This is a genomic window from Polynucleobacter sp. UB-Tiil-W10 (assembly GCF_018881605.1).
Taxonomy (GTDB): domain Bacteria; phylum Pseudomonadota; class Gammaproteobacteria; order Burkholderiales; family Burkholderiaceae; genus Polynucleobacter.
Window position 1 is genome coordinate 1,332,907 of sequence record NZ_JACVPZ010000001.1, and the last position, 26,848, is coordinate 1,359,754.

At 44.9% G+C, this 26,848-nt stretch carries 23 protein-coding genes; 10 read left to right on the forward strand and 13 right to left on the reverse strand.

Going from position 1 to position 26,848, the window contains the following annotated elements:
• Positions 1-90 precede the first annotated feature (90 nt).
• Genes ICN33_RS06900 through ICN33_RS06910 form a run of 3 tightly spaced genes read right to left on the reverse strand, consistent with a single transcriptional unit; the run spans position 91 to position 3,855 of the window.
• Positions 91-1,083: a tripartite tricarboxylate transporter substrate binding protein gene (locus ICN33_RS06900; RefSeq protein ID WP_216195660.1), complete on the reverse strand. Its 993-nt coding sequence runs from the start codon at positions 1,081-1,083 to the stop codon at positions 91-93.
• 22 nt (positions 1,084-1,105) lie between these two features.
• Positions 1,106-2,854, reverse strand: a complete 1,749-nt coding sequence (locus tag ICN33_RS06905) for a hypothetical protein (protein WP_216195662.1) — start codon at positions 2,852-2,854, stop codon at positions 1,106-1,108.
• A gap of 23 nt (positions 2,855-2,877) precedes the next feature.
• Positions 2,878-3,855 carry an AAA family ATPase gene (locus tag ICN33_RS06910; RefSeq protein WP_255530689.1) on the reverse strand — a complete coding sequence of 326 codons (978 nt, stop codon included), beginning with the start codon at positions 3,853-3,855 and terminating at the stop codon, positions 2,878-2,880.
• A 142-nt stretch (positions 3,856-3,997) separates the two neighbouring features.
• On the opposite strand from ICN33_RS06910, the gene xsc reads away from it, so the two are divergent.
• Complete coding sequence (gene xsc / locus ICN33_RS06915) at positions 3,998-5,806, forward strand: sulfoacetaldehyde acetyltransferase (protein WP_216195664.1); 1,809 nt, start codon at positions 3,998-4,000, stop codon at positions 5,804-5,806.
• Between the two features lie 60 nt (positions 5,807-5,866).
• On the opposite strand, the gene ICN33_RS06920 is transcribed toward xsc, so the two are convergent.
• From ICN33_RS06920 to ICN33_RS06945, 6 genes are read right to left on the reverse strand one after another with little or no spacing between them, the layout of a single operon-like run.
• Positions 5,867-6,436 carry a nitroreductase gene (locus ICN33_RS06920; protein WP_216195666.1) on the reverse strand — a complete coding sequence of 190 codons (570 nt, stop codon included), beginning with the start codon at positions 6,434-6,436 and terminating at the stop codon, positions 5,867-5,869.
• A gap of 15 nt (positions 6,437-6,451) precedes the next feature.
• Entirely contained in the window at positions 6,452-7,387 is a 936-nt protein-coding gene (locus ICN33_RS06925) for a DmsC/YnfH family molybdoenzyme membrane anchor subunit (RefSeq protein ID WP_216195669.1), read from the reverse strand.
• Positions 7,387-8,046 (reverse strand): 4Fe-4S dicluster domain-containing protein, encoded by a 660-nt coding sequence (locus ICN33_RS06930; protein WP_216195672.1) that lies wholly within the window; start codon positions 8,044-8,046, stop codon positions 7,387-7,389. Before ICN33_RS06930 ends, ICN33_RS06925 begins: the two co-directional genes overlap by 1 nt.
• The gene (locus ICN33_RS06935) at positions 8,043-10,931 is read right to left on the reverse strand and encodes a molybdopterin oxidoreductase family protein (RefSeq protein WP_216195674.1); all 2,889 of its coding nucleotides are present in this window, start codon (positions 10,929-10,931) and stop codon (positions 8,043-8,045) included. Before ICN33_RS06935 ends, ICN33_RS06930 begins: the two co-directional genes overlap by 4 nt.
• A gap of 11 nt (positions 10,932-10,942) precedes the next feature.
• Positions 10,943-11,851, reverse strand: a complete 909-nt coding sequence (locus tag ICN33_RS06940) for a bifunctional enoyl-CoA hydratase/phosphate acetyltransferase (protein WP_370623232.1) — start codon at positions 11,849-11,851, stop codon at positions 10,943-10,945.
• Positions 11,852-11,890: 39 nt separating this feature from the next.
• Positions 11,891-12,691, reverse strand: coding sequence for an IclR family transcriptional regulator (locus tag ICN33_RS06945; protein WP_216195676.1), 801 nt, complete (start codon positions 12,689-12,691; stop codon positions 11,891-11,893).
• A gap of 191 nt (positions 12,692-12,882) precedes the next feature.
• On the opposite strand from ICN33_RS06945, the gene ICN33_RS06950 reads away from it, so the two are divergent.
• Genes ICN33_RS06950 through ICN33_RS06960 form a run of 3 tightly spaced genes read left to right on the forward strand, consistent with a single transcriptional unit; the run spans position 12,883 to position 16,873 of the window.
• A complete protein-coding gene (locus ICN33_RS06950) occupies positions 12,883-13,869 on the forward strand; it encodes a tripartite tricarboxylate transporter substrate binding protein (RefSeq protein ID WP_216195678.1) in 987 nt (328 codons plus the stop codon).
• A gap of 51 nt (positions 13,870-13,920) precedes the next feature.
• Entirely contained in the window at positions 13,921-15,330 is a 1,410-nt protein-coding gene (locus ICN33_RS06955; RefSeq protein WP_216195680.1) for an aldehyde dehydrogenase family protein, read from the forward strand.
• A gap of 7 nt (positions 15,331-15,337) precedes the next feature.
• A complete protein-coding gene (locus ICN33_RS06960) occupies positions 15,338-16,873 on the forward strand; it encodes an AMP-binding protein (RefSeq protein ID WP_216195682.1) in 1,536 nt (511 codons plus the stop codon).
• A gap of 9 nt (positions 16,874-16,882) precedes the next feature.
• Here ICN33_RS06960 and ICN33_RS06965 read toward each other — a convergent pair whose 3' ends face one another.
• Genes ICN33_RS06965 through ICN33_RS06980 form a run of 4 tightly spaced genes read right to left on the reverse strand, consistent with a single transcriptional unit; the run spans position 16,883 to position 20,960 of the window.
• Positions 16,883-17,653 carry a sulfite exporter TauE/SafE family protein gene (locus ICN33_RS06965; RefSeq protein WP_216195683.1) on the reverse strand — a complete coding sequence of 257 codons (771 nt, stop codon included), beginning with the start codon at positions 17,651-17,653 and terminating at the stop codon, positions 16,883-16,885.
• Positions 17,654-17,685: 32 nt separating this feature from the next.
• Entirely contained in the window at positions 17,686-19,296 is a 1,611-nt protein-coding gene (locus ICN33_RS06970; RefSeq protein WP_216195684.1) for a GMC family oxidoreductase, read from the reverse strand.
• 5 nt (positions 19,297-19,301) lie between these two features.
• Positions 19,302-20,132: a 3-keto-5-aminohexanoate cleavage protein gene (locus ICN33_RS06975; protein ID WP_216195685.1), complete on the reverse strand. Its 831-nt coding sequence runs from the start codon at positions 20,130-20,132 to the stop codon at positions 19,302-19,304.
• Positions 20,133-20,147: 15 nt separating this feature from the next.
• Positions 20,148-20,960, reverse strand: coding sequence for an IclR family transcriptional regulator (locus ICN33_RS06980; protein ID WP_216195686.1), 813 nt, complete (start codon positions 20,958-20,960; stop codon positions 20,148-20,150).
• A gap of 113 nt (positions 20,961-21,073) precedes the next feature.
• Here ICN33_RS06980 and accB point away from each other — a divergent pair, with 113 nt between their 5' ends.
• From accB to ICN33_RS07010, 6 genes are read left to right on the forward strand one after another with little or no spacing between them, the layout of a single operon-like run.
• A complete protein-coding gene (accB, locus tag ICN33_RS06985) occupies positions 21,074-21,637 on the forward strand; it encodes an acetyl-CoA carboxylase biotin carboxyl carrier protein (RefSeq protein ID WP_216195687.1) in 564 nt (187 codons plus the stop codon).
• Complete coding sequence (locus ICN33_RS06990; protein WP_216195688.1) at positions 21,634-23,094, forward strand: pyruvate carboxylase subunit B; 1,461 nt, start codon at positions 21,634-21,636, stop codon at positions 23,092-23,094. The genes accB and ICN33_RS06990 overlap by 4 nt, the downstream gene beginning before the upstream one ends.
• Before the next feature lie 60 nt (positions 23,095-23,154).
• Complete coding sequence (locus ICN33_RS06995) at positions 23,155-24,438, forward strand: ABC transporter substrate-binding protein (protein ID WP_216195690.1); 1,284 nt, start codon at positions 23,155-23,157, stop codon at positions 24,436-24,438.
• Between the two features lie 6 nt (positions 24,439-24,444).
• Positions 24,445-25,218 (forward strand): ABC transporter permease, encoded by a 774-nt coding sequence (locus ICN33_RS07000; RefSeq protein ID WP_216195691.1) that lies wholly within the window; start codon positions 24,445-24,447, stop codon positions 25,216-25,218.
• 41 nt (positions 25,219-25,259) lie between these two features.
• Positions 25,260-26,036, forward strand: coding sequence for an ABC transporter ATP-binding protein (locus tag ICN33_RS07005; protein ID WP_216195693.1), 777 nt, complete (start codon positions 25,260-25,262; stop codon positions 26,034-26,036).
• A gap of 29 nt (positions 26,037-26,065) precedes the next feature.
• Positions 26,066-26,791, forward strand: coding sequence for a sulfite exporter TauE/SafE family protein (locus ICN33_RS07010; protein WP_255530833.1), 726 nt, complete (start codon positions 26,066-26,068; stop codon positions 26,789-26,791).
• Positions 26,792-26,848 lie beyond the last annotated feature (57 nt).

Genomic DNA, 26,848 nt, shown 5'->3' on the forward strand with positions numbered 1-26,848 from the left:
TCCTTCGGGGTGGCTTTTCTTTTATCTGTTTGTTAGATAAAAAACCTCGCACTGCGAGGCTTTTTTACATCAAGCGCGCTGGATCGACTCTTACTGAGTAGGAATATTCCGCGCCTTAATAACTTTTTCCCAGTTAATAGACTCAGCCTGAATTTTTGCATCTACATCTTTACTTTTCATCATCATTGGCGTCAAGCCGTTGGTTTCCATATTGGCAAGCAAAGAAGGTGCCTTGAATGATTTTTCTGTAGCAATATAAATCTTGTCAATGATGGATTGTGGTGTGCCCATCGGAACTGCCAATGCATACCAGCCGGTATTTTCAAATCCAGGAATAGCAGCTTCAGAAACGGTGGGAACATTAGGGAGCTGTTTCAACCTTTTGCTGCTAGTAACAGCAAGTGCTTTTACTTGTCCTGCTTTTGCAAATCCTCCGGTTGCAGGAAAGTTTCCAGCCATAAAATCAATTTGTCCTGCGATCAGATCATTTAATGCGGGGTTCTCACCTTTATAGGGCACGTGCGTTGCATGAATTCCAGCAGAGTAAAGAAAATTTTCATTAGCCATGTGTATTTGACTGCCAATACCTGCTGAACCAAAGTTGAGCTCTTTTGTTTTTGCTAATGCAATGAGTTCTGCCAGCGTATTGACTGGCAGTTTTGGGCTGACTGCGATGACCATAGGCACAGTTGCAATAGTTGTGATGTATGAAAAGTCTTTTATATAGTTAATAGAAGCTTTTTTGTAAATGAAGGGGTTAACCGTCATCATGCTGCCTGAAGCTAGAAGGATGGTGTAACCATCAGCAGGTGACTTTGCAACTATTTCTGCACCCAAGTTTCCACCTGCACCACCCCGATTTTCAACAATTACATTTTGACCGAGATTTTTGCTGAGCTCCTGAGAAAGTATTCTCCCTAAGATATCTGCACTTCCTCCTGCGGCAAATGGAACAATCATCTTGATGGGTTTATCTGGCCATGTTTGGGCGGAGAGATTGGCGGAGCCAAATATTCCTAGGGAGGCACAAAGCGCAAGAATAAATTTATTTTTCTTGGCAAAGGTGTTAATTAAAAGTTGCATGATTTTTTCTCCAACTACTTTGTTATGAATATTTTTTATTGATAAAAGATGATGCCCTAAATTCACTAGCCCAATTTTTTAGGGTATTTGCCACATTATTGGGATCCTCATCCCAGCTAAGACGATGTTGAAATGCAGGTCGCAGTTCTGATCCAATGCCGCAGCCCCATAATTGAAAGTTGGGTTGCTGTTCACACCAAGCAATGGTCTGCAGGAGATGATCTTTTAGAAATTCTTCACCATTCGCCTCAATAGTGGCTCGATCCATGGGGCAGCCATCAGAAAAAAGAATGAGTGTATTACTGGAATTCCGTAGACTGCCAGTATTCTTTAAGCGCTCTGCCGCCCATATAAGCGCCTCTCCATCAATACTCTCCGCATATATTTCTGGGCGCAACAGTGCAGCTATACCAGCTCGAGATCTTCTCCAGCTGGTATCAAAATCTTTAAAAATCCAATGCGCTCTTTCATTGAGGCGACCCGGATTTGGAGGTTGACCATTTTTACGCCATTCCTTAAAAGGCCTTCCTCCTTGCCAAGTGCTAGTGCTGTATCCAAGTACTTCAGTTTTTATTCCAGCTTGATCTAGTATCCGCACCAAGGAATCAACGCAAGTAGCAATTTTGACTCGCTGCTCTTTCATGGATCCAGAGCAATCTATCAAAAGCGTCACCTTGGAATTGACCATGTTACTGCCTACAAGTTGCTTATAGAGGGCTGGTTGCAGTGGAGAGGTCGCGGCACGAGTAAGGTAGCGACGGTCAAGAACCACCTCTGCCTCAGTTGTTTGCCAATTTTTCGGCTGCTTACTTGAAAATAATTGTTGATAAATACGAATGAGTTTTGCCCAAGGAATATTTTGCTTGCCAATCTCAGAATTTAATTGATCTTGATAGATTGCTAATTGAGCTGATCGTATTTTTTTCTTAGCCTCAGCTTCAGTGTCATAGCTTGAGTTGTAAATGTGATACTTATCGAGAGATTTTTTAAGTAGTCGTAGTTTTTCGCTAGAAGAGTGTGCAGGGCTTTTAAAGTCGGCCGCAATAATTCCTGCATGTGGCGGCACCCACTCTATTTTCAAATGAGTAGAGCTCTGATTTTTTCGTTTAGTTCGAATGCTGGGATTGTTACGATATTCCTCTGCGATTAAACCAGATGCTAGTTTTATTACCTCGTGCGCAGTCTGCGCGTAAGACTCTTGGTTGTTGCGGGTCACTTTTAGTTTCACTAGAAGTGGACCCATGTTTTCGGCTATACCAGCTCGAGTAGCCTCCACAATATCTTGCATTAACTGTGGAATAGGCTGGCTATTTAATTTCATCCAGACTGTAGAGAAAATGGTGACCAGTAAAAGGCCAACGCTTCCCTCGGCACCTCCGCTAGAAATGAATTGCTGCATCCAGGCAATAAATTGCATCTGAATATTTTGTTGGCTGCCTTTGAGTTCATCAGGGCAGTTACTTTCCACGCGAATTTGTTCTAAGACTTCAAATATTAGCGATTCAATCATGCCTTCTGGAGTTAGCGAGGCATGTAAATTGGCATTGGAATATCGGAGGCGTAGCGCTATGCCATCTAGTACTCCGCGTGGATAAGCCCATGATGCTTTGAGATTATCAAGATTAAGGTGTGGTGCAATTGAATCCAGTGGTACGGATTTATGAAAGAGCTGCCAATCCCGAATCTGAGCACTAGTTTCGCCGGACAATGATCGAATCATTGCACCGTACTGTTGTTGCTGTTCGAAGTCTTGGTGTGTTTGAGTTTGCAAGGTGAGTTTGCGCGTATCTTGTTTTACTGCTTGCTTAAATCTAGTTCACTGGCGAAGCAGCGTTGATAGTATTCAGCCACTAAGACTTTTTCCTCTGATTCACATTTATTTAAAAATGCCAGAGAAAATGCAATTTGCAAATCTTTAAAGATGCGCCAATTTTCACCCCAGGTAATTAGGGTTCTCGTAGACATTAAAGTGGAAATATCTCCAGCTGCAAAACCGCTTCTAGTAAGGTTGGCAAGGCTAATCATTGCTTTTCCTTGTGCATCAGACAGCTCTGGAACTTTTGCCATCAAAATCTTTTGTTCTTCACTAGGTTCAAGGTAGTTTAGGGCTGCAACGATATCCCAACGATCCATTTGGCCATGATTTAATAATTGAGTGCCTTGATAAAGGCCGTTCCAATTTCCTAGGCCAACAGTATTGCTAGTGGCGAAGATTCGAAATGCAGGATTAGGATTAATTACTCTATTTTGATCAAGCAAAGTCAGGCGACCTTCACGTTCGAGCATTCTTTGAATCACAAACATCACGTCTGGTTGGCCCGCATCATATTCATCCAGAATCAGTGCGACAGGGCGTTGGAGACTCCAAGGGATAAGGCCTTCTTGAAAGCGGGTAATTTGCTTTCCATCTTCTAGGCTAATGACATCTTTTCCAATCAGATCCATTCGAGTAATTTGGCCATCTAGATTAATCCGCAAACAGGGCCAATTTAAACGTGCTGCGACTTGTTCTATATGGGTTGATTTACCGGTGCCATGCATCCCTTGAAGCATGACTCTTCGATTGAAGGCAAAGCCAGCCAAGATGGCTAAGGCGGCTTCGGGATTCAGTTGGTAGCTTGGATCAACAGCGGGCACAAGCTCACTTGGCTTATTAAAGGCGGGGATCTGAAAGTCAGCAAAGCCTCTGCACTCAGGGAAGGCGGAGTGCAGAGAAACCAGCTTTTCAGGCTGCAAACCCATTAAATCAATTGAAGAGGTGCTTTCAGCCATTTCCTTGCCTTTAAAAGTCTTAATATGTTGTCAAATATATTCCATATTCGGGTTTATATGCTTGACTTTACTAAAAATACGCTATTATTATTCATATTGTAGAACAAAATGTTCCGTTTAATTGAATACCTAGGAGAGCTTTATGTCTAAGTCTGACGCTAATTTACCTACCGGCCCACAAAAAATGACCCCTTCCGAAGCATTTGTGGAGACCATGGTCGCCAACAAGGTGAAGGATATTTTTGGAATCATGGGCTCCGCCTTTATGGATGCAATGGATATTTTTGCTCCAGCAGGCATTCGCTTGATTCCAGTGGTTCATGAGCAAGGCGCGGCGCATATGGCTGATGGCTATGCTCGCGTAAGTGGAAGTCATGGTGTCGTAATCGGACAAAATGGCCCTGGTATTAGTAACTGCGTTACAGCAATTGCGGCAGCTTATTGGGCGCATAGCCCCGTGGTGATTATTACTCCTGAAACAGGCACGATGGGTATGGGTTTAGGTGGCTTCCAAGAGGCCAACCAATTACCAATGTTTGAGGAGTTCACAAAGTATCAAGGACACGTTAACAATCCTAAACGTATGGCTGAATTTACCGGCCGCTGTTTTGATCGTGCCTTATCTGAAATGGGTCCAACCCAATTAAATATTCCGCGTGATTATTTTTATGGTGAGATCGAAGTAGAGATCCCACAGCCAAATCGCCTTGATCGTGGTCCTGGCGGTGAAAAAAGCTTGGATGAAGCAGCAGAGCTCTTAGCCAACGCCAAATTTCCAGTAATTATTTCTGGTGGTGGTGTGGTGATGGGTGATGCCGTTGAGGAGTGCAAAGCATTTGCAGAGCGCTTGGGCGCTCCGGTAGTGAATAGCTACTTACATAATGATTCTTTCCCTGCTAGTCATCCATTGTGGTGCGGCCCTCTGGGATATCAAGGTTCTAAAGCGGCGATGAAGTTGATGGCTCAGGCTGACGTAGTGGTTGCGCTTGGATCACGTCTTGGACCATTTGGCACATTGCCACAACACGGCATGGATTACTGGCCTAAAAACGCCAAGATTATCCAGATCGATGCTGATAACAAGATGCTCGGCTTGGTGAAGAAAATCTCCGTAGGTATTTGTGGTGATGCTAAGGCTGCTGCAGTTGCATTAACAAAGCGTTTAGAAGGCAAGACATTGGCTTGCGACGCCACCAAAGCAGAGCGCGCTAAAACGATTGCTGCTGAAAAAGCTGCATGGGAAAAAGAGTTGGATGAGTGGACCCATGAAAAGGACCCATTCAGCTTGGATATGATTGAGGAGCAGAAAAAAGAAGTGACTCCAACAGGCGGTCACTACTTGCACCCACGCCAAGTTTTGCGTGAACTCGAAAAGGCGATGCCTGCTGATGTGATGGTGTCTACTGATATTGGCAATATCAACTCTGTTGCAAATAGCTACCTCCGTTTTGAAAAGCCCCGCAGCTTCTTTGCTCCAATGAGCTTTGGTAACTGTGGTTATGCGCTACCAACAATTATTGGTGCTAAAGCAGCGGCTCCTAACCGTCCTGCGATTGCTTATGCTGGTGACGGTGCTTGGGCGATGAGTATGGTCGAGATTCTGACTGCGGTTCGTCACGATATCCCTGTTACTGCGATCGTGTTCCACAATCGCCAGTGGGGTGCTGAGAAGAAGAACCAGGTGGACTTCTATAACCGCCGCTTTGTGGCGGGCGAGCTAGAGAGTCCAAGTTTTGCGGGTATTGCACAATCAATGGGTGCTGAAGGAATTGTGGTTGACCAGCTTGATCAGGTTGGCCCAGCACTCAAGAAGGCGGTAGATATGCAGATGAAAGAAGGTAAAACTTGTGTGATCGAGATTATGTGTACTCGTGAGCTTGGTGACCCCTTCCGCCGTGATGCTTTATCTAAGCCAGTACGTTTCTTGGATAAGTACAAAGATTACGTCTAATTAACAACTGCAGCATGCTAAAAAGGCCCAGTAGAACTGGGCCTTTTCTTTTAAGCGAATCTAAAAAATGAAATGGTATTCAGATAGGCTCGGCCGTATTCGTCCGGGCTTATTTTTTAGCACGGTACCAATCGTAATAAAGCAAATTGGCTCTTCGTCCTTGGTGAGCTGAAATAAGGTCCTGATGCGATCACTTTGTAATGCTCTTCCGCTAGATAGGCCAGAGCCAAAGCCAAAGGCATAGGCACTCAATAGAATATTCTGAATGGCACACCCAAGAGAGACTAGCTTCTCTTGTTTACTGATGTCGTCATTTGCATCTCGGTAGTTTGCAATAGCTAGAAGGAGTAGTGGGCCACGGGATGCTTTGTCGCGCGCCTCTTGCTGTTGTATCTCTGTAGCACCTTGATCGCGATCTAAGAGGCACTGGTGGAATACCTCCCCAAGGGCGGGGCGACTGCTTTCCTGAATCTCAATGAAACGCCATGGAACCATTCTGCCGTGATCAGGGGCGGCATTCGCCGCTAAGAGGATGGTTTCTTTCTGGGCGGGGCTAGGACCTGGATCTCCTAATCTTTTGGGTGATATATGCGTTCTGCCATGAATCAGTTGTTCGGCGAATTGATCCATGGGCATTAGGCGTGCTTAAGAGACTCTTTGGTAATACAAATTTTGCGGATGATTTGCCTCTGCAAAGAACATCCATCTTTCAGCAAGCAAGCCTAGATAATTCATCAGCAACGCTAGAGTGATCATCAAGGTACTTGGTGTAGTGATGGTGTAAGCCATCAATATCATTGGTATTACATAGGCGCAAAGCAAAATAATTTTACGTAAATTAGCAATGACCCGATCAGTTTGATGGTGAAAGAATTCACGGGTATTAAAACTACCACCCATTAGACCCATTGAGGTCTGTCGGATATTGGAACCTTTAATTCCAGTAGCAGTTGAGAGGTTTGATTTTGGTTTTAGATCTCGATTGCGTCTCCAAATCCAGAGCTTAAGATTAAAAGACAGAAATAGCAGCAAGAAAGCAACTATAGATAATGGCGCATCAATAATCTGTGCAGTTGTATCACCCCATAAAGCAATGAGTAGCTCCAGCAGAATCAGGCCAGAGGTCAATCCTAAAAGAATGAAGTTGGTCAGAGTTGAGGGGTGTGACCATTCTTGGATAAAACGAATGCACTGATAGATCTTCGCGGTACATACCCAAAGAGCCAATGTAGTGAAAAGGAGGGCAACCCACAGCCATTGCGGCACTTCGCTTACGCATGCATAAAAGTAAATTGCCGCAGTCACCAACATGAGTGCCGGAAGAGCAATAACTTCTCTGGATAGCCAAGAAGTTCTCCACATCATTGCAGCTCTCCAGGCTCGCTCAGGATGGCCTAAGTGAAAGAATGAGGCCACTAAACCTAAACCCAGGAGCACCAATGCAATGGGGAGCGCAAGATTGGTGAGGAATGGGTTGGGGGTAGTTTGGCTATACAGATTGGATAACGCCAGGAAAAATAGCAGGCCTTGCGCCATGCCAGCCAAGGTGGTGAAGAAAATAATTGAAAATTGTGGGCGCATTATTTGTCATTCCTTGCTGCATCAATCGTTTCCATAATGGAGCGCGGTAAATAGTGATTGGCGGGTTGAGTTTCCCATTCAGGCATGAGTGCGTACCCTGAGCGCTCCTCTATTGCTTTGCTAGCAGCAGATTCAGGATCATGAATATCCCCAAAGATACGTGCGCTAGTAGGGCAGGCGAGAACGCAAGCGGGTTTTTTCTCGGATTCTGGCAGTGTTTCACTATAGATTCGATCAACGCAGAGTGTGCACTTTGTCATGACCTGACGTTCTTGATCTAGCTCTCGAGCGCCATAAGGACATGCCCAAGAGCAGTAGCTGCAGCCGATGCATTTGTCATAGTCCACCAGAACAATGCCATCTTCTTTGCGCTTATAGCTTGCACCGGTTGGGCAAACTGGAACACATGGAGGCTCTTCGCAATGTAAACACGATTTTGGGAAGTGAACTGTTTGGGTGTTTGGGAAAGTTCCGGCTTCAAAGGTTTGCACGCGATTGAAAAAAGTACCACTCGGACTCGCACCATAAGCGTTGAGGTCTGTAAGCGGACCAGCTGACCCAGAGGTATTCCATTCTTTGCATGAGGTCACACATGCATGGCACCCCACACAAACATTGAGATCTATAACGAGAGCTAATTGTTTATTTTTTTTACTCATTTTGTCTCCCCCGATTTTTTGAGGGCCATTCCAGGAACTTCAAATGCCTTTACTTGTGGCCAGGTTTCTTTCGGTTCATTCTCGTCTGCGGGTGCCAGCCTTACTCTGACGTCATACCAACCCGCTTGGCCGGTAATTGGATCAGAGTTGCTAACGGTAAAACCTCCTAACGGAAGCTCCTCTGAGATGAGGTGGTTTAGCAGAAAGCCTTTTTTGGATTCATCTGCATCACTAGTTAGACTCCATGCAGACTCTGCCTTGCCGATAGCATTCCATGTCCACACTGTTCCAGGGTCCACGGCTTCCGAATGTCTTGCCATACATCTGACTTTGCCCCACTGAGATTCAATCCACATCCATGCACCATCTGCAATTCCACTCTTGAGCGCTGTTGCAGTATTAACGTATAGATAGTTATGGCTATGAATTTGTCTTAACCAGGCGTTTTGTGAGTCCCATGAGTGGTACATCGCCATTGGTCGCTGAGTAATTGCATTCAGGGTAAATTTCGTAAGATCAGTTGCCTCATCTTCAAGGGGTGGATACCAGAAGGGTAGCGGATCAAAGTATTTGTAAATGCGCGCTTTCAAGTGCTCTGGTGGTTGTGCACCAGGACGTTTACCGGTCGCAGCTAATCTAAAGCGTTGCAATATGTCTGAGTAGATCGCGATCATGATCGGATCATTCTTCTGTCTTAAGGCATTTTCTTTGGAGAAGTCTAAATATCCTTTGTTCCAGTTGCGCATGTACTGATGCTCTGGGGGCATGTGATATTGATGCACGCAATTATTCTCAGCATATTTTTGCCACTGATTGGGGTTCGGTTCCCCGCGCAGAGGCTTATCCCCATCCTTACCGCGCCAGCCGCTCAAGAAACCAATTCCTGAATCGGGGGTAGTCTGGAAGCGAGTAATAAAGTCAGGGTAGTCTTTGAACTTACGATCCCCTTCTGGAGTAGTAAATGCGGGAAACTTTAAGCGCGAAGCCAGTTCAATTAAAACCTCCTGAAATGGTTTGCATTCACCTAGAGGCTCTAGAACGGGGATGCGAACAGAATCAACCGGACCATCAAATTCAGAAATAGGTCTGTCGAGCATACTCATGACGTCGTGACGCTCTAGATAAGTAGTATCCGGAAGAACTAGGTCAGCAAAGTCCACCATTTCAGATTGGAATGCATCGCATACTACCAAGAATGGAATCTTAAATTCACCATCATCATTTTTGGCATTAAGGTGTTCGCGAACTTCCATCGTATTCATGGTGGAGTTCCATGACATATTCGCCATGAAGATCATTAGCGTATCAATCGAGTAGGGATCACCTTTAACTGCGTTCGTAATGACGTTGTGCATCAATCCATGGGCTGCTAAAGGGTGCTCCCAAGAGTAGGCTTTATCAATACGCAGTGGCTTCCCATCAGAATCTAATGCCAAGTCTTCTGGTTGCGTTGGCCATCCCAGCGGTGGTTTAGCTAGGGGCGTATTAGGCTTAATGTCATTTTCAGAAGACGGTGGTTTCGCATTGGGTGGAACCTGTCGTGGATAAGGGGCTTTATGTCTAAAGCCACCTGGACGATCAATCGTGCCAAGCAAAGACATGAGTACCGCTAAGCCACGCGTAGTTTGAAAACCATTTGAGTGAGCTGATAAACCTCGCATTGCATGGAATGCAACTGGTCTGCCAGTGACAGAGTCATGCTTTTCACCCCATGAATCTGTCCACTGGATTGGCAACTCAAATTCTTGTCCAAATGCTGTGTCTGCCATCTCAAGAGCAAGCTTGCGAATACGTTCTGCTGGAATGCTGGTAATAGCTGCAGCCCATTCTGGGGTCGTCTCGCTTACTTGTCGCTTCAGTAACTCAAATGAAGGGACTACTTTCTTTCCTTGATGAGGTCCTGGACCCATCACATATTCACCCAGTAGAGCAGGTGATGTGCCTTGAGCAAAACAGGGTTTAGCACTTTGCGATTTTTCATCCCAAATATATTTGTTATGAGGTAAATCTAGGTTTAGTGGATCAGAGTCAGGGTCATACAAGAACAAACCTTCTTCTGGACCTGAGTCCATGCATACCAATTGTGCGGAGTTGCTAAAACGCTTGAGGAAAGGCGCGTCATATTTCTCAAGACGAATCAACTCATGCATCAAAGCCATGAAGAGCGCGCCATCGGTTCCGGGCTTAATTGGAATCCATTCATCTGCAATCGCGGAATATCCAGTTCTCACTGGGTTGATTGAGATAAAGCGACCACCAGCCCGTTTGAATTTAGATAAAGCAATCTTCATTGGGTTGCTATGGTGATCTTCGGCTGTGCCAATCATGACAAATAACTTGGCTTGATCTAAATCAGGCCCGCCAAACTCCCAGAAGCTGCCGCCAATCGTATAAATCATTCCTGCAGCCATATTTACGGAGCAAAATCCTCCATGAGCTGCATAGTTAGGCGTGCCAAACTGCCTTGCAAATAAACCAGTAAGCGCTTGCATCTGGTCGCGACCAGTAAAGAGTGCAAATTTCTTAGGGTCAGTAGAGCGGATTTTGGCAAGACGCTCGGTGAGAATATCAAATGCTTTTTCCCAGCTAATGGGTTCAAATTCACCATTGCCTCTTTCGCTTCCCGCTTTACGTAAGAGAGGTTGTGTGATGCGTGCCGGAGAATTTTGCTTCATGATTCCTGAGGAACCTTTGGCGCATATAACGCCTTGATTCAGTGGATGCTCAGGATTGCCATCGATATAAACCAATTTGCCATCTCTAAGGTGTGCTCGAATACCACATCGACAGGCGCACATATAGCAGGTAGTTTTTTTTATTTCAGTCGCAGGCGCTTGCTTGTTGACTGGGTCATGCACGGGATCACTAGAAAATATTTTGAACATAGCCTTCTCAACTATTGAGGGTTTTTTGCAAGAAGAATGGCCATCGCCGTAGATGCCACTCTAGAGAAAACAGAATCAGATCTTGATGTGAGCGTAATGGGTACTTGGGCACCTAAAATGGTGCCGGCACACTCCGCCCCAGCCATATAAACAAAGGATTTATAGAGAATATTGCCAACCTGTAAATCGGGCATCAGCAAAAGGTCAGGGTCTCCCGCAACCTTAGAGTAAATCCCTTTTGTTCTTGCTGACTGAGCTGAAATCGCATTATCAAATCCAAAAGGACCTTCAATAATGGTGTCTGGAAAAATAGGATGAGCAATGTGTTCATCAACAATTTCTTTTGCATCCGTGGTTGAGGACATTGCAGGGTTGATGACTTCAGTAGCGGCAATGATTGCCACTTTGACATTGCTAATACTTAATCTTTTTAAAGCATCAAGACTATTAGCTAGAATTTCTCTTTTGAGTTGCGCGTTAGGTGCAATATTCATGACCGCATCAGTGACACCTAATAGCTTGTGATAGCGAGCAAGTTCAAATAAGAAGAGATGGCTTACCCGTTTATCGGTTCGTAAGCCATCGCGACTCACAACTGGCCCCATGAGATCTTCGGTATGTAAAGATCCCTTCATTAGAACTGCTAGCTTTCCCTCTTTGACCATCTCAATGGCTTTCTTGGTTGCTAAGATAGGATCTTTAGGTGTATCAACAATTTGAATGCCCTCTAAAGAAAGGTTCTCTATGGCAGCGAGTTCTTCGATATCTTTCTTAGGGCCAATTAAGATGGGGGTACACAACTGTCTTTTGATGAGATCAAAAACGGTTTCTAGAGCCGGCGCGCTTAGTGGGTAAACCACTCCAAGAGGTAGATCGCTCTTGGCCTCCTCGATCATTTTTTCTAATAGTGGATATTTCACGTTTAGATTTTTCCTAAGGTAGCCGTGTTACGTTGCTGATTAGGAGAGAGTTTGAGAGATGCGCTCAGATGCTTCTTTAAGCTTGGGTATATGTTCCATGGCTTGATTTAATGGCAGTCTTGCGGTTGCTGCATGAACTGCGATTGCTGCTACCACTTCACCCACAGAGTCTCTTACTGGAACAGCCACACAAGAAACGCCTAGGACATACTCTTCGTTATCCACTGCATAACCAGTGCTAACAATTCTTTCCATCTCGGATTCCAGCAAGTGGCGATCGATGATGGTTCTATGGGTAAATTGTTCAAGCGGAAGATTTTCTAAAATCTTGGCGCGCTCATCTGCAGGTTTGTAGGCGAGCAGTAATTTTCCGCTGGCACTGCAATGTGGCGGTAATACCGTTCCCGGCGGAAGATGCAGACGTAAGGCCCAATCTGCTTCAACGCGGTCTAAATAAAAGAGTTCGCCACGTCTTAAGACGGCAAGGTTACAGGTCTCACCTAGATCAGAAACGAGTTTACGCAAAATGGTATGACGAATTGCTGAGACGGTATCGTGGGTCAGTGTCGACATTGCCAAGTGTGAAAGGCGCTCACCAGGGGCGTAGGTTCGACCTCCAGGTTCTCTTGCTACAAGGCCAGCTTCTTCAAAAATAGCCAATGTTCTATGCAGGGATGCCTTGGGCATTCCGGTAATTTGCATCAGTTGAGCCAAGGTGGCGGGCTGTTGTAAGCCGGCTAGGGCCTCCAAAATCACCACACCCTTCAGCATGGAAGAGTTTTCGCTCGAGTTATCTCTTTTAGCGGTATCTAGCTGTTCGATAGGATCTAATTCAAGCATAGGTGTTAAATCTCATGAAATGTGTCGTTTTGTTCATTCTAATAGAACAAGGTTGTAATTTCTAGGAAAAATGTTAGTATTTTTACTTATACGAAACAACTTGTTCCGTTGAATAAGATCATTTATGCTCATCGGAGCGTTCAATAAAGACTAATATAGGTCTTAAAGTGGTTTTAAACAGGAGATTGGGTATGCGTAGAAGCAATCAATTAGTCGCTGTTCTGTCATTAATTCTGACCTTTGCAGGTTCGCTCGGTTGGTCGCAGCTTTCTCAAGCCCAGTCTTGGCCAAATAAACCCATTAAATTTATAGTTCCTTACCCGCCAGGTGGGGGCACCGATGTGATTGCGCGCATCATGCAAGAGCCACTCAGTCAGGCCCTTGGTCAGCAGATCATTATTGATAATCGTGGCGGAGCTGGCGGTTCGATTGGAACGGATATTGCAGCAAAGTCTCCAGCAGATGGATATACGGTCTTGTTCACACTTTCCTCGCACACTATTAATCCAGCCATCTACCCGAAGCTAGCATTTGATACTGAAAAAGATTTCTTACCAGTTTCTTTGGTGGCTTCTTTGCCGCAAATATTGGTGGCTAATCCTGATTTCCCAGTGAAGTCAGTTAAGGATGTAATTCAAATGGCTAAGGCTAAGCCAGACTCTGTGTCTTATGCTTCTGTGGGCAATGGTTCTCCTGGTCATTTAGCAGGAGCCATGATGGCAAGTTCTGCAGGCGTCAATATGATGCACATTCCGTACCGTGGAGGTGGCCCGGCAATTACTGATGTCATCGCTGGACAGGTTCCTTTATTGTGGGTGTCCATTCCAGCGGCAGCGAACTACGTTAAGACCGGGAAGCTTAAGGCTCTAGCCGTATCAACTGTGAAGCGTTCGCCAGTGTTTCCGGATGTTCCAACCATGGTTGAGCTTGGATTTAAAGATTACGAGGTCGACTCTTGGTACGCCATGTTTGTCCCTGCAGGCACCCCGCAAGCCATTGTTGAAGCGCTCAATAAGGCGGCTATTAAAGTTTTAGCTGAGCCGGCCGTAAAAGAAAAATTATTAGGGCAAGGGGCTGAAGCGGTGGGAAGTACTCCTGCACAATTGGGTGCAATAGTGAAAGCGGAACTGGTCAAGTGGAAAAAAGTAACCAAAGACGCCAGCATCAAGGCTGAATAAGTATTATTAACTCTGAAAACTCAAATTAAATTAGTAAAGATAAAAATATAAATGATGACGCCAGTAGAAGTTATTGTTGAGCGCGGCCGTGCAGCTCAAAAGGTATATGAGAGTTACACGCAAGCTCAAGTGAATTTGGTAGTAGAGGCTGTGGCTTGGGCCATTCTGGAGCCAAAGCGCAATCAGGAATTGGCCGAGCTTGCCGTTCAAGATACCGGTCTAGGAGATGTGGCTGATAAGTTTAAAAAGAACTTTAGAAAAACCTTAGGTTTGGTGCGTGATCTGAGTTACGCAAAAACAGTTGGCATTATTTCTGAAGATTTAAAAACTGGCCTTACTGAGTATGCTCGTCCAGTAGGAGTGGTGGCTGCCATTACACCTTCAACTAATCCTGGCGCAACCCCCATCAATAAAATTTTGAATGCCTTGAAGTGTCGTAATGCAGTCATTATTGCGCCTTCTCCAAAAGGACAATCCACTTGCGCACGTTTATTAGAGTTTGTTCATCATCAATTGGATCAGGTAAAAGCCCCTCGTGACTTGGTGCAGATGTTGCCATCACCGATTACTAAAGATTCCACGAATGAGTTAATGCGTTTGGCTGACTTAGTTGTTGCAACAGGATCTCAATCTAATATTCGCGCCGCCTATACTTGCGGTACGCCTGCTTTTGGGGTTGGCGCAGGTAATGTGCTCGTGATTATTGATGAGTATGCGGATCTTGCTAGTGCAGCTAGTAAAATCTTGCAGTCGAAGACATTCGACAATGCTACAAGCTGTTCAAGTGAAAATGGCACAGTGATTTGTGCGCAGGTTTACGATAAAGCGATTAGCGCTCTTGAAGCGGTAGGCGGCTTGATGCTAGATGCGGCCGATAAAAAGCGACTTGAGGATGTCATGTTCCACCATGGCAAACTGACTTCAACGCTGACGGCTCAGAATCCAGCAGTTATTGCTGAGCGTGCTCAATTACAAAATCCTAAAGCTAAATCAGCTAAATTTTTTATGGTTGAAGAGCAAGGATTTGGGCCAGATGCGCCTTTTTCTGGAGAAAAACTCAGCCCAGTGCTAACAGTTTGGAAGGCTGCTGACTTTGAAGCAGCCAAACAATTAATTGCTAATGTATATGCATACCAAGGGGCAGGACATTCTGTTGGCCTGCATACTGCGCAAAGTGGTGAAACCCAAGAATCACGGGCTGCAGGACTGGCTCAGCAATTGCCTGTCGCAAGAATTATTGTGAATCAAGCTCACGCTATCGCAACAGGCGGTAGCTTTGAAAATGGCCTTCCTTTTTCTTTGTCTATGGGTTGCGGCACTTGGGGAAAAAATAATTTCTCTGAGAATATGAACTATCGCCACTATATGAATATTACGAGAGTGGTTAGACCAATCCCCGAGCATGTGCCAAAGGTAGAGGATTTGTTGAAAGAATATTTCAGCCGTTTCCCGCAGGCTTAATTCGAATATGACGGCTTCTTGTAAGAGTTTGGGTGAGGTGTTATTGCACTGGGAGGCGATACAGCCTTCCAAATCATTTCTGTTTGCCCCCGAAACTGGGGTTGCGCTGAGTTATGGGCAGCTCGCAAAAGAAGCGCGCTATTTTTCAACATGGCTAGAGCAGCAGGGGATTAGCGAGCAGGGACATGTTGGTTTGTTTATGCAAAATGGGCGCCAGACCAGTACGGTATTTTTGGCAACCATGTCTTGCGGTCGAGTCATTACACCTCTAAATCTGTTGGCTCCTATAGATCAGTTAGCTTGGGTGCTCGATCATAGTGACATCGAGGTTTTGTTTTACTCTCCCGATAAGAAGCAGGGATTGTTCGCCGCTCTTGAAAAAACCAAAAGAAAGTTTTTATTGGTTGAGCTTGATCCGGATGCTGCTGAAGGTCCTTTTATGCAAGGCACCTCTGGAACATTGCCTATGGTTGAGTCTTCACGGCCAGCACTTTTAATGTATACCTCAGGCACAACAGGTACCCCTAAGGGAGTCTTGTTGACCCATGCTAATTTATTACATGCTGCGCGATCTATGGCGGCATGGCATTCATTGACGCAAGCGGATGTTGTGTTGAGCTCATTGCCGATTTATCACATCAATGGACAGGTCATTTCCACCATCACTCCTTTTGTATCTGGTGGATCTGTTGTAGCTCCGCATGCATTCTCCGTTTCGAATTGGTGGAGTTTGGCCATACAGTACCACTGCACTTGGATCAATATGGTGCCGACCATCATTGCGTATTTAATTAATGCCGCCAAGAGTGGTGGCGCGTTACCAAGTCGCGAAGAGTTGAAATCGATTCGATTTGGGCGTTCCGCCTCTGCTCCATTGCCTCCAGAGCATCATCGTGAATTCGAAGCGCTGTTTGGAATCACTGTAATAGAAGGCATGGGCATGACAGAGTCAGCCTCAATGGTCTTTTGTAACCCCCATGACGAAAGCAGGCGTTATGGAAGTCCAGGGAAACCTTGTGGGGTGGAGGCTAAGGTTATTGATCCTGAAGGTAATCTACTTGGTAGCAATACTGTTGGTGAGATCTGCCTGCGCGGAGGTAATGTCCTAAATGCCTATTACAAAGCAGAAGCAGAAACGGCTAAAGCCTTTGATGGCGAAGGTTGGTTAAAAACTGGCGATCTTGGTATGCGCGATGACGATGGTTTTTATTTCATCACCGGCCGCCTTAAGGAATTAATCATCAAGGGCGGAGAAAATATTGCTCCGCGCGAAATTGATGAAGCAGTCTTAAAACATCCCGCAGTATTGGATGCTGCAGCGGTAGGCATTCCCGATAGTAACTATGGCCAAGAGATTATGGTGTGCATCATTCTTAAGCCAGAAGCAAAGTGCTCCGAAGATGAGATGAGAAGTTTTTGCTTAGAGCATTTAGGAAAATTCAGGACCCCAAAGATCATTCGTTTTATGGAAGATCTGCCGCGCGGTCCATCTGGTAAGGTGCAGCGCTTGAAACTGATGGATGTGGTTCCTAAAGTAGCCTAGTTTTAAGATTTAGATAAACGAGCGGGCAATTACCCATATCCCCAAACTTACAAGGTAGCATCCCAGCAGACGTTGCCTAAGCCCGTCTCTCATTCTGACCAATTTTCCTGATGCAAGGGTTTGGGTAAATGCAGCACTTACCCCAAGAATGAGTATCAAAATCAACATGGTGTTATCAATACTATCCGCCCCATGAATACCAACCCAGGCTGAACTTAGTGTAGTTAGGCTCACAATTGAAGTGGCCGATACAAATAAAATTGAGATATCAACACAAATAGCAATCGGCAATCCAACCCACATTGTTAAGAGCGGCATTAAGAGGGTTGCTCCACCAAGGCCAAATAGTGCTGAGGAAATTCCAGAAATTGCACCTACCGTAATGAGTTTATAAGTACTGGGTTTGTGGGGGGTAGCAGTAGATTTGCTAGATGGATTTTTGCCAAAGAGTGTCCATAGGCCAATTAAAACAATGGTTCCAGAAAATCCTAAACGCAGCGCTTTGTCTGCTAATTGAGTGGCTGCTAGACTAGCTAATAATATGAATGGGAGCGCGCTAACAATCAATAAATTTGCAATGCCACGTTCATTTTTATTACCGGTTAAAACTTTAATAGCGCGTGGCAGGGATCCGATTACGATGGTACATAAACTACCAATGACGATCAACTGAAATGGCGGGTGAGCCGAGTTAGGAACTGCTAGAAATGCGGCATCTAAGGCTGGGACAATAAAGGCGCCACCACCGATGCCAAAAAGCGCCATCAACAAGCCTGTCATCACTCCGATCAGGGAAAAAATAAAGAAATGCATTAGTGAGCTTGAATCTTTCCTAGAATTAGGTCAGAGGCTCTTTCGGCAAGCATGACTGCGGGCCAATTCGTGTTCCCTGAAGGGAGGGTTGGCATTGCCGAACAATCCACCACTCTTAGACCTTGCACACCTCGAACTCTTAATGAAGAATCGAGCACGGCCATAGGATCACTATCTGGGCCCATTTGACATGTGCCAGTAGGATGAAAAATGGTTGCTCCATTATTGCGACAAAACTCTAGAATTTCATCATCAGATTGTGGGTTATTGGGCTTTACCTCTCGCACAATGAGGGATCGCAATGGATCGGTCTGTGAAATTTTTCTGGCGTACTTGACAGCTGCAATGCTAATTTCCCGGTCATAGGGGGTAGACATATAGTTTGCAAACATTTTCGGAGGTACGAGTGGGTCTGTAGATTGAATGCGGACATGGCCGCGAGACTCTGGCCGTAACTGACATACCGACATAGTGAATCCCGAAAAAGGGTGAACCTTGCCGCCAGCCATTTCTGCTGAAAGTGTTGCCAAATGAAATTGGATATCGGGTGTTTTGGAGTCTTTCATAACGCGAGTGAATAGGCCGCCTTGGTTAATGCCAATAGATAGCGGACCACCACGAAAGAGAAGCCAATCTAAGCCCATTTTTAATTGACCAAACCAAGATGAGAGCTGATCATTGGTAGAGATGGGTTGGTTTAATTCATAAATGAGACGATGCTGCAGGTGATCCTGTAGATTTTCTCCAACACCTGGCAAGTCATGCACCACGGGAATATTAAATTCCTGCAGCAGTTTGGCTGGACCAATTCCGGATAACTGCAAAAGCTGTGGGCTTAGGATAGCGCCTGCACTCAGAATGACTTCTTTATTTGCGTGAACGACACTCTTAATGCCATTACTAATAATCTCAACACCAACTGCTTTTTTGTTTTCAAAAATAACCTTGCAAGCCTGGCTATCAGTCAGAATTTGTAAATTACTTCTATGTCTGGCTGGTTTTAAATAGGCAACTGCAGTACTGCAACGAAAGCCTTTGTGGGTAGTTAGTTGATAGTAACCAACACCTTCTTGCGTTAAGTTATTAAAGTCATCGGTCTCAGGCACTCCTAAAGCATTTGCCGTCTTTTTGAATGCTTCAACTAAGGGATGCTTCTTTGGGATGGAGGAGGCTTTTAATGGCCCAGTTTTTGAGTGCAATGGCTCATCTAATCGATCATTACCCTCAGCCTTTTTGAAATAGGGCAGCACATCATCCCAACCCCATCCGGGGTTACCCAGATCACGCCAGGTATCGTAATCTTCCTTTTGTCCCCGAATAAATATTAAGCCATTAATAGAGCTTGAGCCTCCTAGAGTCTTGCCTCTGGGCCAATAAATTTGCCGATTATTTACACCGGGATCCGGCTCGGTCTGAAATTTCCAATTGAGTTTTGGGTCCCACATCGTCTTTGCATAACCAATTGGCAGATGAATCCAAGGTGAGCGATCTTTAGGCCCTGCCTCAATTAGGCAAACAGAATTCTTGGGGTCCTCTGAGAGGCGGCTGGCCAAAACACAGCCGGATGAACCGCCGCCGACAACAATGTAATCGAACGATGTGTTTGACATGCTGTTTAGTGCTTTCTTAATCCCAAAATTTCACGCGCTTGTGCTGGCGTTGCAACTGTGCGGTTATATGTGGGAGCCATTTCAGCTAAGCGCGCTACAAGCTCGGCGTTATCTTTTGCTGCGCGCGTTTTATCGAAGCGCGTATTGTCTTCAAGTCCAGTTCTTACATGACCACCCAATTCAAGAGTCCACTCATTTACAGTCAATTGGTGGCGTGCAATACCTGCTGCAGTCCATGTAGCGTCAGGCATCACTGCTTTCAATTCTGAAATCAGAAATTCTAGAACCGTGCGTCTTGCTGGCATCGCATTAGGAATGCCCATCACAAACTGCACATGAGCTGGCGCCTTTAGGAGGCCACGTTCAATGAGATTTGCTGCGTTGTAGAGCATAGCCAGATCAAATATCTCAATTTCAGGCTTAATTTCATACTTCAGCATCTCACTGGCAAGGCCATCGACAAATTCTGGGGGATTTTCATAAATACCGGTTGGGAAGTTTACGGAACCCGTTGCCAAAGAAGCCATATCAGGCCTGTGGAATAGCATCCCACCACGTGCCGCTTGATCTCGACCGCGTCCACCGGTAGAGAATTGAATAATCATTCCGGGGCAATGTTTCTGTATACCTTCTTGTACTGCTGCATATAAATCAGGATCTGAGCTTGGAGTTTCATCTAGGTTGCGTACATGAATGTGTGCAAGAGATGCGCCTGCTTCAAAAGCCTTATGGGTTTCTTCAATTTGTTCGCTGGAAGTCACTGGCAAACCAGGACAATCTTTTTTACGCGGAATTGCGCCAGTCATTGCAACGGTGATGATTACAGGAGTTGTCATATAAATTCCAAGAAATTAATTACTGTTTTCGGATAGGCTACTTTGTATATCTTGTGCAGCGCGTTTTAAAGGTTTGATATAAAAATCAATCGATTTTTCTTGCATGCGAGGTGCGGGGCCATGAGCAGTAATCGTGGCAAAAGTTTTATGTTTGGAGTTAATGACTGGCACTGCGATACCAATAAATCCCTCTAGGAAGGCCGATTCATCAAGGGCATAGCCATTTTGACGAATTTTTTCTAGCTCGGAAAATAATTTGTCGTAGTGGGTAATTGTTCTTGGTGTGTACGTCTCAAAGGGCTCATTTCCTAGCGAGCGTTGAACTTGCAATTCAGTCATGCCAGAGAGAAATAGTTTTCCGCTAGCAGTGCAGTGAAGCGGCACACGCATTCCAAGGTCGACGTGAAGGCGAATGGGCGCACTTGTTTCGACGCGATCTAGATACATCACCTTGTTGCCATCCAGAATATTAAAGTTACAGGTTTCACCAATTTCTTCGACCAAACGTTTCATGACTGCTACACGTTGTGATCGAATCGAATCCACGGAAAGAATATTAATTCCTAGGATTCTGAGTTTTGCACTGGGCTGAAAGCGCCTGCCATTAGGATCGCGCTCAATGAATCCTTGCGTAACCAAGGTGTTTAGCAATCTAAATGCAGTAGGTTTGGCTAAGCCAGTCCCCGTGGAAATAGTCTCAAGTGTGAGAGGAAATTCGGATTGAGCAATAGTTTCCAAAATGAGTAAAACCTTTTCCGCCATGCTGGATTTGGCAGATTCTTCCAATATTTCTTCTGGAGGAGTGATGCGGGAGAGCTTTTGTGGCATTTACTGAAGGTTTTTTGAAGATATTTGCATTTTTAAGTGTTTACCCTTAAAGCATTTCATCTGATGATACTTTAAATTTCATTAGAGAAAATATTAACTAAAAATACGAGACAGTGCAAACAAAAAAGAAAGTCGCCCCAAAAGCGAAAGTAAATACAAAGACCTCAAAAAAAGTTCCAGCAAAAAAAGCTGCGGCTAAGGTGAAGGTGCCGCCTGAGTTCACGATGAAACAGGTGAAGGAAATTGTTGCCCTCATTAAAGATGCGGGCACTTTCACTACGTTCGGATATAAAACGGATGAATTTGAAATTGAGATTTCAGTAGGAGCAACAGGCGCCTCGCCTCCAGTTGCTTACGCCGCACCTCAAGTTCTTGCGTCTGCCCCAATGCCTGTTGCTGCCCCCGCCCTTAGTGCGGCGCTGACTATCTCATCTTCAGAGCGGGCCATTGTGAGCCCGATGATTGGTACTTTCTATCGTAGGCCAAGTCCAAACTCTGCGCCATTTGTTGCGGTGGGTGATAGCGTTACACCAACCACAGATGTATGTATTGTCGAGGTGATGAAGTTACTCAACACCATTCCAGCAGAATGTGTTGGCAAGGTATCTCGAATCTTGGTAGAGGATGGAGAAACGATTGAGGTTGGGCAGGTATTGATGGTGATTGAGCTTACATGACGCCAAAGAAGAAGGCATTCGAAATGATCGATGTCACTTTGCGTGATGCGCATCAGTGCCTTTGGTCTACTCGGATGACTGCACCCCATATGTACCCAGCTTTGGCAGATATTGATCAGGCTGGATATGGCTATATCAATATATTAGGTGGCGCTGTGTTTGATGTCATGGTGCGATTCTTGCGCGAGGATCCTTGGAAGCGCATGGAGTTTTTAAGTAAACAACTGAGTACACCTACTGATGCATTAACTCGTGGCCAAAGTATTTATACATTCGAGTTATTTCCAGATGACATCGTTGAACTCAATGTGGAGTTGTTGGCTCAGTCTGGAGTAAAAGTGCTGACTGTTTACGATGCCCTAAACGATAACCGCAACATTGAATCTTCAGTTAAGGCCGGCAAGAAGTATGGCATGTTGATTAATGCAATGCTGACTTATGCTTTGAGTCCAGTTCATGACGACGCTTACTTTATTGCTCGCACACGTGAGTTGGTTAAATTGGGCGTGGATTTTATTTCAGTAAAAGATCCTACTGGCCTGCTAACTCCGGAACGAGCCGCAACACTGTTTCCTGCAGTAGTTGCTGCATCTGCCGGCATTCCGATTAAATTACATTCCCATTGCCAGTCCGGCTTAGCCCCATTAGTTTATGAAGAAGCAATCAAGGCTGGATTTGCATATGGTTATGTAGCAACGGATTGTTTGGCAAATGGCGCCTCACTTCCATCAGTGTTGGACGTATACGCTAGTGCACAGAAACTTGGGCGTGCGCCAAAGATGAATCATTCCGCCTTGCAGAAAGTGGATGAATATTTTGACTGGATTTGTGCGCGGGATAATTTTTCTCGTGGGGGGAAAGCAAGTTATGACCCTGCTTTATATGAGCACCAAATTCCAGGTGGAATGATTTCGAATTTGCGTGCTCAACTTGCCACAATGGGTATTTCTCATCGAGAAGCAGAGATTTTGGAGGAGACGGCTAGGGTTCGCGAGGACTTGGGTTATCCCATCTTGGTTAGTCCATTTGCGCAATATATCGTGACTCAGGCAGTTCTCAATGTGATGCAAGGCGAGCGCTACAAAACTATCCCTGATGAAATTAAGCTTTATCTCAAAGGACATTATGGGAAATTGGCTGGCACCCCGAGTGCAGAGGTAATGAATCGTGCAAATGTAGACTACGACGCCTCACGTAGACCTGGCGAGCTTATTGAGCCTGCTTTGCCTGCGTTGAGAAAAAAATGGGGAAGATCTATTAGTAAGGAGCAACTCAGCTTGCATGCCTTCTATCCGGAGCATCTTGCCTTGGGATTAAAGGATGGTGCGCAGGAGGCCCTTAAGCAGGGACCTGCTTTGCAGCCCTTTACTGAGCTGGTGAAGTATTTAGTTATGAAAAAAGAATATAGAAAAATTAGAACTAGATTGGGTGGTATAGAGTTAAGCTTCAGCAGTTAGTTTTTTGGCCTTTGCTTTTTTGTATTTGGTACAAGAAATTTCATTCTTAAGGGGATCGTAATGAAACAATTTAGCGCATCACGCCGTATCTTTTCAGTGCTCGCTGTTGCTATGTTATCGGGTGCACCAATGCTGTCGATGGCACAAAATGCCACTAAATTTAATGACTATGGATGGCCAGAGGGCGCTGATGAAAAGGTTTCTGCTAAGTCTGTGGCCTGGCTCAAAGAAAAAGGTTGGTGGCCATTACAGATCGCATTTCAGCCGCCTTGGTCAGGTCAAAATACGATTAACTTGGTAATGGACAAAAAAGGCCTCTTGGCCAAGCGTGGTATTGAATCTAAGTTACAGGCATTTCCATCTGGTCCAGCCATTAACGAGGTAATTATCTCTGGACGATTCCAGTTTGGTAATGGTGGTAATTTCCCATTCACCTCATTAATTGATAAAAATATTCCCGTTAAGACCATTGCGGTGATTAATACCAATTTGATGCATGCAGTTTTGGTGCCATTAGATTCCAAAATTAAGTCCTTTAAAGACTTCAAGGGGTCGAATCCTCCGGCAACCATTGGTATTGTGACTGGCTCCTCTGCGGAGTTCTATATTCAGGCTGCTGCAAAAGCGAATGGCATTGAGATTGGCAAAGACATCATCTTAAAAAATATGCCTCCAGGTGAGCAAATGGCAATGCCAAAAGGGATTGATGCTGTAGTGCCTTGGGACCCAACCCCATCCATCATGTCTAAAGAGCGCAAAAACGCAAGAATTATTAGCGATAGTTACCCCTATAACATTTATGAGGGTACCTTCTATGTGCGTCAAGAGGTGATTGATAATGCGCCAGATGTAGTGCAAGCATTTACTGATGCAATTGCTGAAGCGACACTGTGGATTAGAAAGAATCCAGATGCTGCAGTGGACGTCATGCAAGAAGATCCTAACTTGAAGAACTACTCCAAGGAAATCTTACGTCAACAAATCTCTGCTTATAACCTCTTGTATAAGCCAAATTACATCTATCCAATTCCAGTGTTCTGGGGTCGCGCTAATGAGCCAATTTATACATGGCTTTATGAGAACAAGCGTATTCAGAACAAGTTAACAGGTATTGATTTTGCTCGTGCGGTGGATACACGCTTTATGGATAAAACTTTCGAAAAGTTGGGTTGGGCAACAATTACTCGCCCACCATTCTTGCCGGCTAACTGGTCTGCACCGATGGATAAAACACCATATCCAAACTATATGAATCCATTAAACACCACCACACCTCAGGCCTTTCCGGAAAAAGGCGATCTGACTAGAGATTGGTCTTTTGATGGTAAGGTTTACAAAAAATAAAGCACTATGCCAATACTTAATTTTTTCAAGCAATTTCGTCGCCTAGCTTTATTAGTCATTTTGCTTGCTGCCTGGGAATATGCCAGTCGGTTTATTTTGGATAAAACAGAAGCCACTTTGTTGCCACCTCCTTCGGGAGTGGCGCTAGGCGGTTTTGAATTAATGAAATCCGGAGAGATCTGGAAGCATCTGTTTGATAGTTTATCCAGAGAGTTTGTCGCATTTTGCTATGCCTCTGTCGCTATTCCTTTGGGAATAGTGATGGGGTGTTTTAAATGGGTGAATGAGCAGGTTGATCCAATCGTAGAAATATTGCGACCCATTCCACCAATAGCTTGGATTCCGTTGAGTATTTTATGGTTTGGTGTGGGTAATATTCAAAACCAATTTATTATTTTCTTGGGAATCTTCTTCCCAATCCTCTTGAATACGATTGATGCGGTAAAGAATGTCGAGCCAAACCTGATTAGAGCGGCACGCTGTTTGGGTGCTGGTTCTTGGGGTGTGATTACTCGCGTTGTTTTGCGCGCAGCACTCCCGCAGATCGTTACTGGTATCCGTATTGGTCTTGGGGTAGGTTGGATGGCTTTAGTGGCGGCTGAATTGGTTGGCGCTAACTCCGGTCTTGGTTTCTTAATTAATGACGCGCGCACTGTTCTTAGAACGGATTACATTTTGGTTGGTATGTTAGCCATTGGATTAATTGGCCTATTCTTAGACAGATTGATTCGATTCACGGCGCAAAAACTCATGCCATGGTCTAGAGCGCTGAATGCGTAAGCAGTATTGTTAATCGACTAATTATTCAAACAGATAATTCAATGCAAGCACTTAAAGTAGAGCACGTCCGAAAAATTTATCCTTCGATGAATGCCAAGGAGCAAGAAGTTTTGGCAATCGACGATATCTCTTTAGAGGTTAGCAAGAATGAGTTTTGCTCAATCTTGGGACATAGCGGCTGTGGCAAAACCACATTGTTAAATTTAATTGCTGGCTTTGAGGTCCCGACAGCTGGGCGTATCGAATGCGCTGGGAAAGTGGTTGAGGGTCCTGGTGCAGATCGTTCCATGGTTTTTCAGGACTACGCTCTCTTTCCTTGGTTGACTGTATATGACAACATTGCATTTGGTTTAAAAATCAAAGGCATTAGCGCTACAGAAATTAATCAAATCGTGACTCGTTTTGCATCTTTGGTGGGACTCAGTCAATTTACCAATCACTATCCCCATCAACTTTCTGGCGGCATGCGTCAACGCGTGTCGATTGCAAGAGCTTTAGTCGTAGATCCAACGGTCCTTTTAATGGACGAACCCTTTGCTGCCTTGGATGCTCAAAATCGCGCGATGATGCAAGCTGAAATGATTCGGATTTTGAATGAGGAAAGTAAAACTGTTGTGCTGGTAACGCACAGTATTGAAGAAGCCATCAACCTCTCGGATGTTATCGTTGTGATGACGCGTCGCCCAGGAAGAGTCAAAGAGATTATTCGGGTTCCGGAGCCTCGGAGAATGGTTGAGGATACGCCTGCTTATTTAGAAATCCGCCGTCAAATTCGCGATCTGATTGCTGGCGAACATGATGTCAGTGAGGTAGTTTGATTCTTGAAAACCTAGCCCCTATTAGCTTATTGCTAGTCGCGGCAGTTTTTGGTGGATTCATTAGAAGGTTGAGCGGGTTTGGTGGGGCGCTCATTATGACGCCTCTTCTAATGTGGGTTTTTCCGATCCCATTCCTAATTCCAATCGTAATGTGCTCCGAAGTTTTTGGTGGCGCCTTGCTTTCTCGGCAATGGAAAGTGCATCAACTAGATCGGCCTCGTCTTTTACTCATGTTGTTTTTTTCGGCAGTCTTTCTGCCTTTAGGTATTTGGTTGGGAGGATTTATTCCGCTAGACATACTCAAAACAGCTACAAGTACAGTCATTCTTTTTTTTGCAAGCTACTTGCTGCTCAAGCCTAACGTGCAATTAAATAGCTCTAGAACTTTAGATGGCTTAGCTGGCGGCTTATCAGGTTTGTTGTTAGGGGCATGTGGAATTGGTGGGCCTCCAGCTGCTTTGTACCTGAACTCAACCAATCAAGCATTCGAGCGAACCCGTTCTTTGTTATCCCATTTCGTTTCTGGCATATCTTTATTTGCTATCGTTGCCGCAAGTGTGATGGGTGGAGGTATTGGTTGGCTCAGTTACCTTATATTTGCTATTCCAGCATATTGGCTGGGCTTAAGGCTTGCCAAGGCAGTCTTGGAGGCTCATGCCGTTTCAGATGGCGCCTTAAAAAGGCTTTGTTTAATGCTGCTGATGGCAAATGCAGGCTTTAATCTGCTAATTCTTCTTATATTTAAACAGATATAAGCAAATGAAATATATGTTCTTTTCATATATAAGAAAACATCCTATTCTCTAGTCTTA

What these genes read in the sequence shown, in the direction of transcription:
- ICN33_RS06900 (WP_216195660.1), bottom strand. Translation starts at nt 1,083, where the DNA reads ATGCAACTTTTAATTAACACCTTTGCCAAGAAAAATAAATTTATTCTT.
- ICN33_RS06910 (WP_255530689.1), bottom strand. Translation starts at nt 3,855, where the DNA reads ATGGCTGAAAGCACCTCTTCAATTGATTTAATGGGTTTGCAGCCTGAA.
- xsc (WP_216195664.1), top strand. Translation starts at nt 3,998, where the DNA reads ATGTCTAAGTCTGACGCTAATTTACCTACCGGCCCACAAAAAATGACC.
- ICN33_RS06920 (WP_216195666.1), bottom strand. Translation starts at nt 6,436, where the DNA reads ATGGATCAATTCGCCGAACAACTGATTCATGGCAGAACGCATATATCA.
- ICN33_RS06925 (WP_216195669.1), bottom strand. Translation starts at nt 7,387, where the DNA reads ATGCGCCCACAATTTTCAATTATTTTCTTCACCACCTTGGCTGGCATG.
- ICN33_RS06930 (WP_216195672.1), bottom strand. Translation starts at nt 8,046, where the DNA reads ATGAGTAAAAAAAATAAACAATTAGCTCTCGTTATAGATCTCAATGTT.
- ICN33_RS06935 (WP_216195674.1), bottom strand. Translation starts at nt 10,931, where the DNA reads ATGTTCAAAATATTTTCTAGTGATCCCGTGCATGACCCAGTCAACAAG.
- ICN33_RS06945 (WP_216195676.1), bottom strand. Translation starts at nt 12,691, where the DNA reads ATGCTTGAATTAGATCCTATCGAACAGCTAGATACCGCTAAAAGAGAT.
- ICN33_RS06950 (WP_216195678.1), top strand. Translation starts at nt 12,883, where the DNA reads ATGCGTAGAAGCAATCAATTAGTCGCTGTTCTGTCATTAATTCTGACC.
- ICN33_RS06955 (WP_216195680.1), top strand. Translation starts at nt 13,921, where the DNA reads ATGATGACGCCAGTAGAAGTTATTGTTGAGCGCGGCCGTGCAGCTCAA.
- ICN33_RS06960 (WP_216195682.1), top strand. Translation starts at nt 15,338, where the DNA reads ATGACGGCTTCTTGTAAGAGTTTGGGTGAGGTGTTATTGCACTGGGAG.
- ICN33_RS06965 (WP_216195683.1), bottom strand. Translation starts at nt 17,653, where the DNA reads ATGACAGGCTTGTTGATGGCGCTTTTTGGCATCGGTGGTGGCGCCTTT.
- ICN33_RS06970 (WP_216195684.1), bottom strand. Translation starts at nt 19,296, where the DNA reads ATGTCAAACACATCGTTCGATTACATTGTTGTCGGCGGCGGTTCATCC.
- ICN33_RS06975 (WP_216195685.1), bottom strand. Translation starts at nt 20,132, where the DNA reads ATGACAACTCCTGTAATCATCACCGTTGCAATGACTGGCGCAATTCCG.
- ICN33_RS06980 (WP_216195686.1), bottom strand. Translation starts at nt 20,960, where the DNA reads ATGCCACAAAAGCTCTCCCGCATCACTCCTCCAGAAGAAATATTGGAA.
- ICN33_RS06990 (WP_216195688.1), top strand. Translation starts at nt 21,634, where the DNA reads ATGACGCCAAAGAAGAAGGCATTCGAAATGATCGATGTCACTTTGCGT.
- ICN33_RS06995 (WP_216195690.1), top strand. Translation starts at nt 23,155, where the DNA reads ATGAAACAATTTAGCGCATCACGCCGTATCTTTTCAGTGCTCGCTGTT.
- ICN33_RS07000 (WP_216195691.1), top strand. Translation starts at nt 24,445, where the DNA reads ATGCCAATACTTAATTTTTTCAAGCAATTTCGTCGCCTAGCTTTATTA.
- ICN33_RS07005 (WP_216195693.1), top strand. Translation starts at nt 25,260, where the DNA reads ATGCAAGCACTTAAAGTAGAGCACGTCCGAAAAATTTATCCTTCGATG.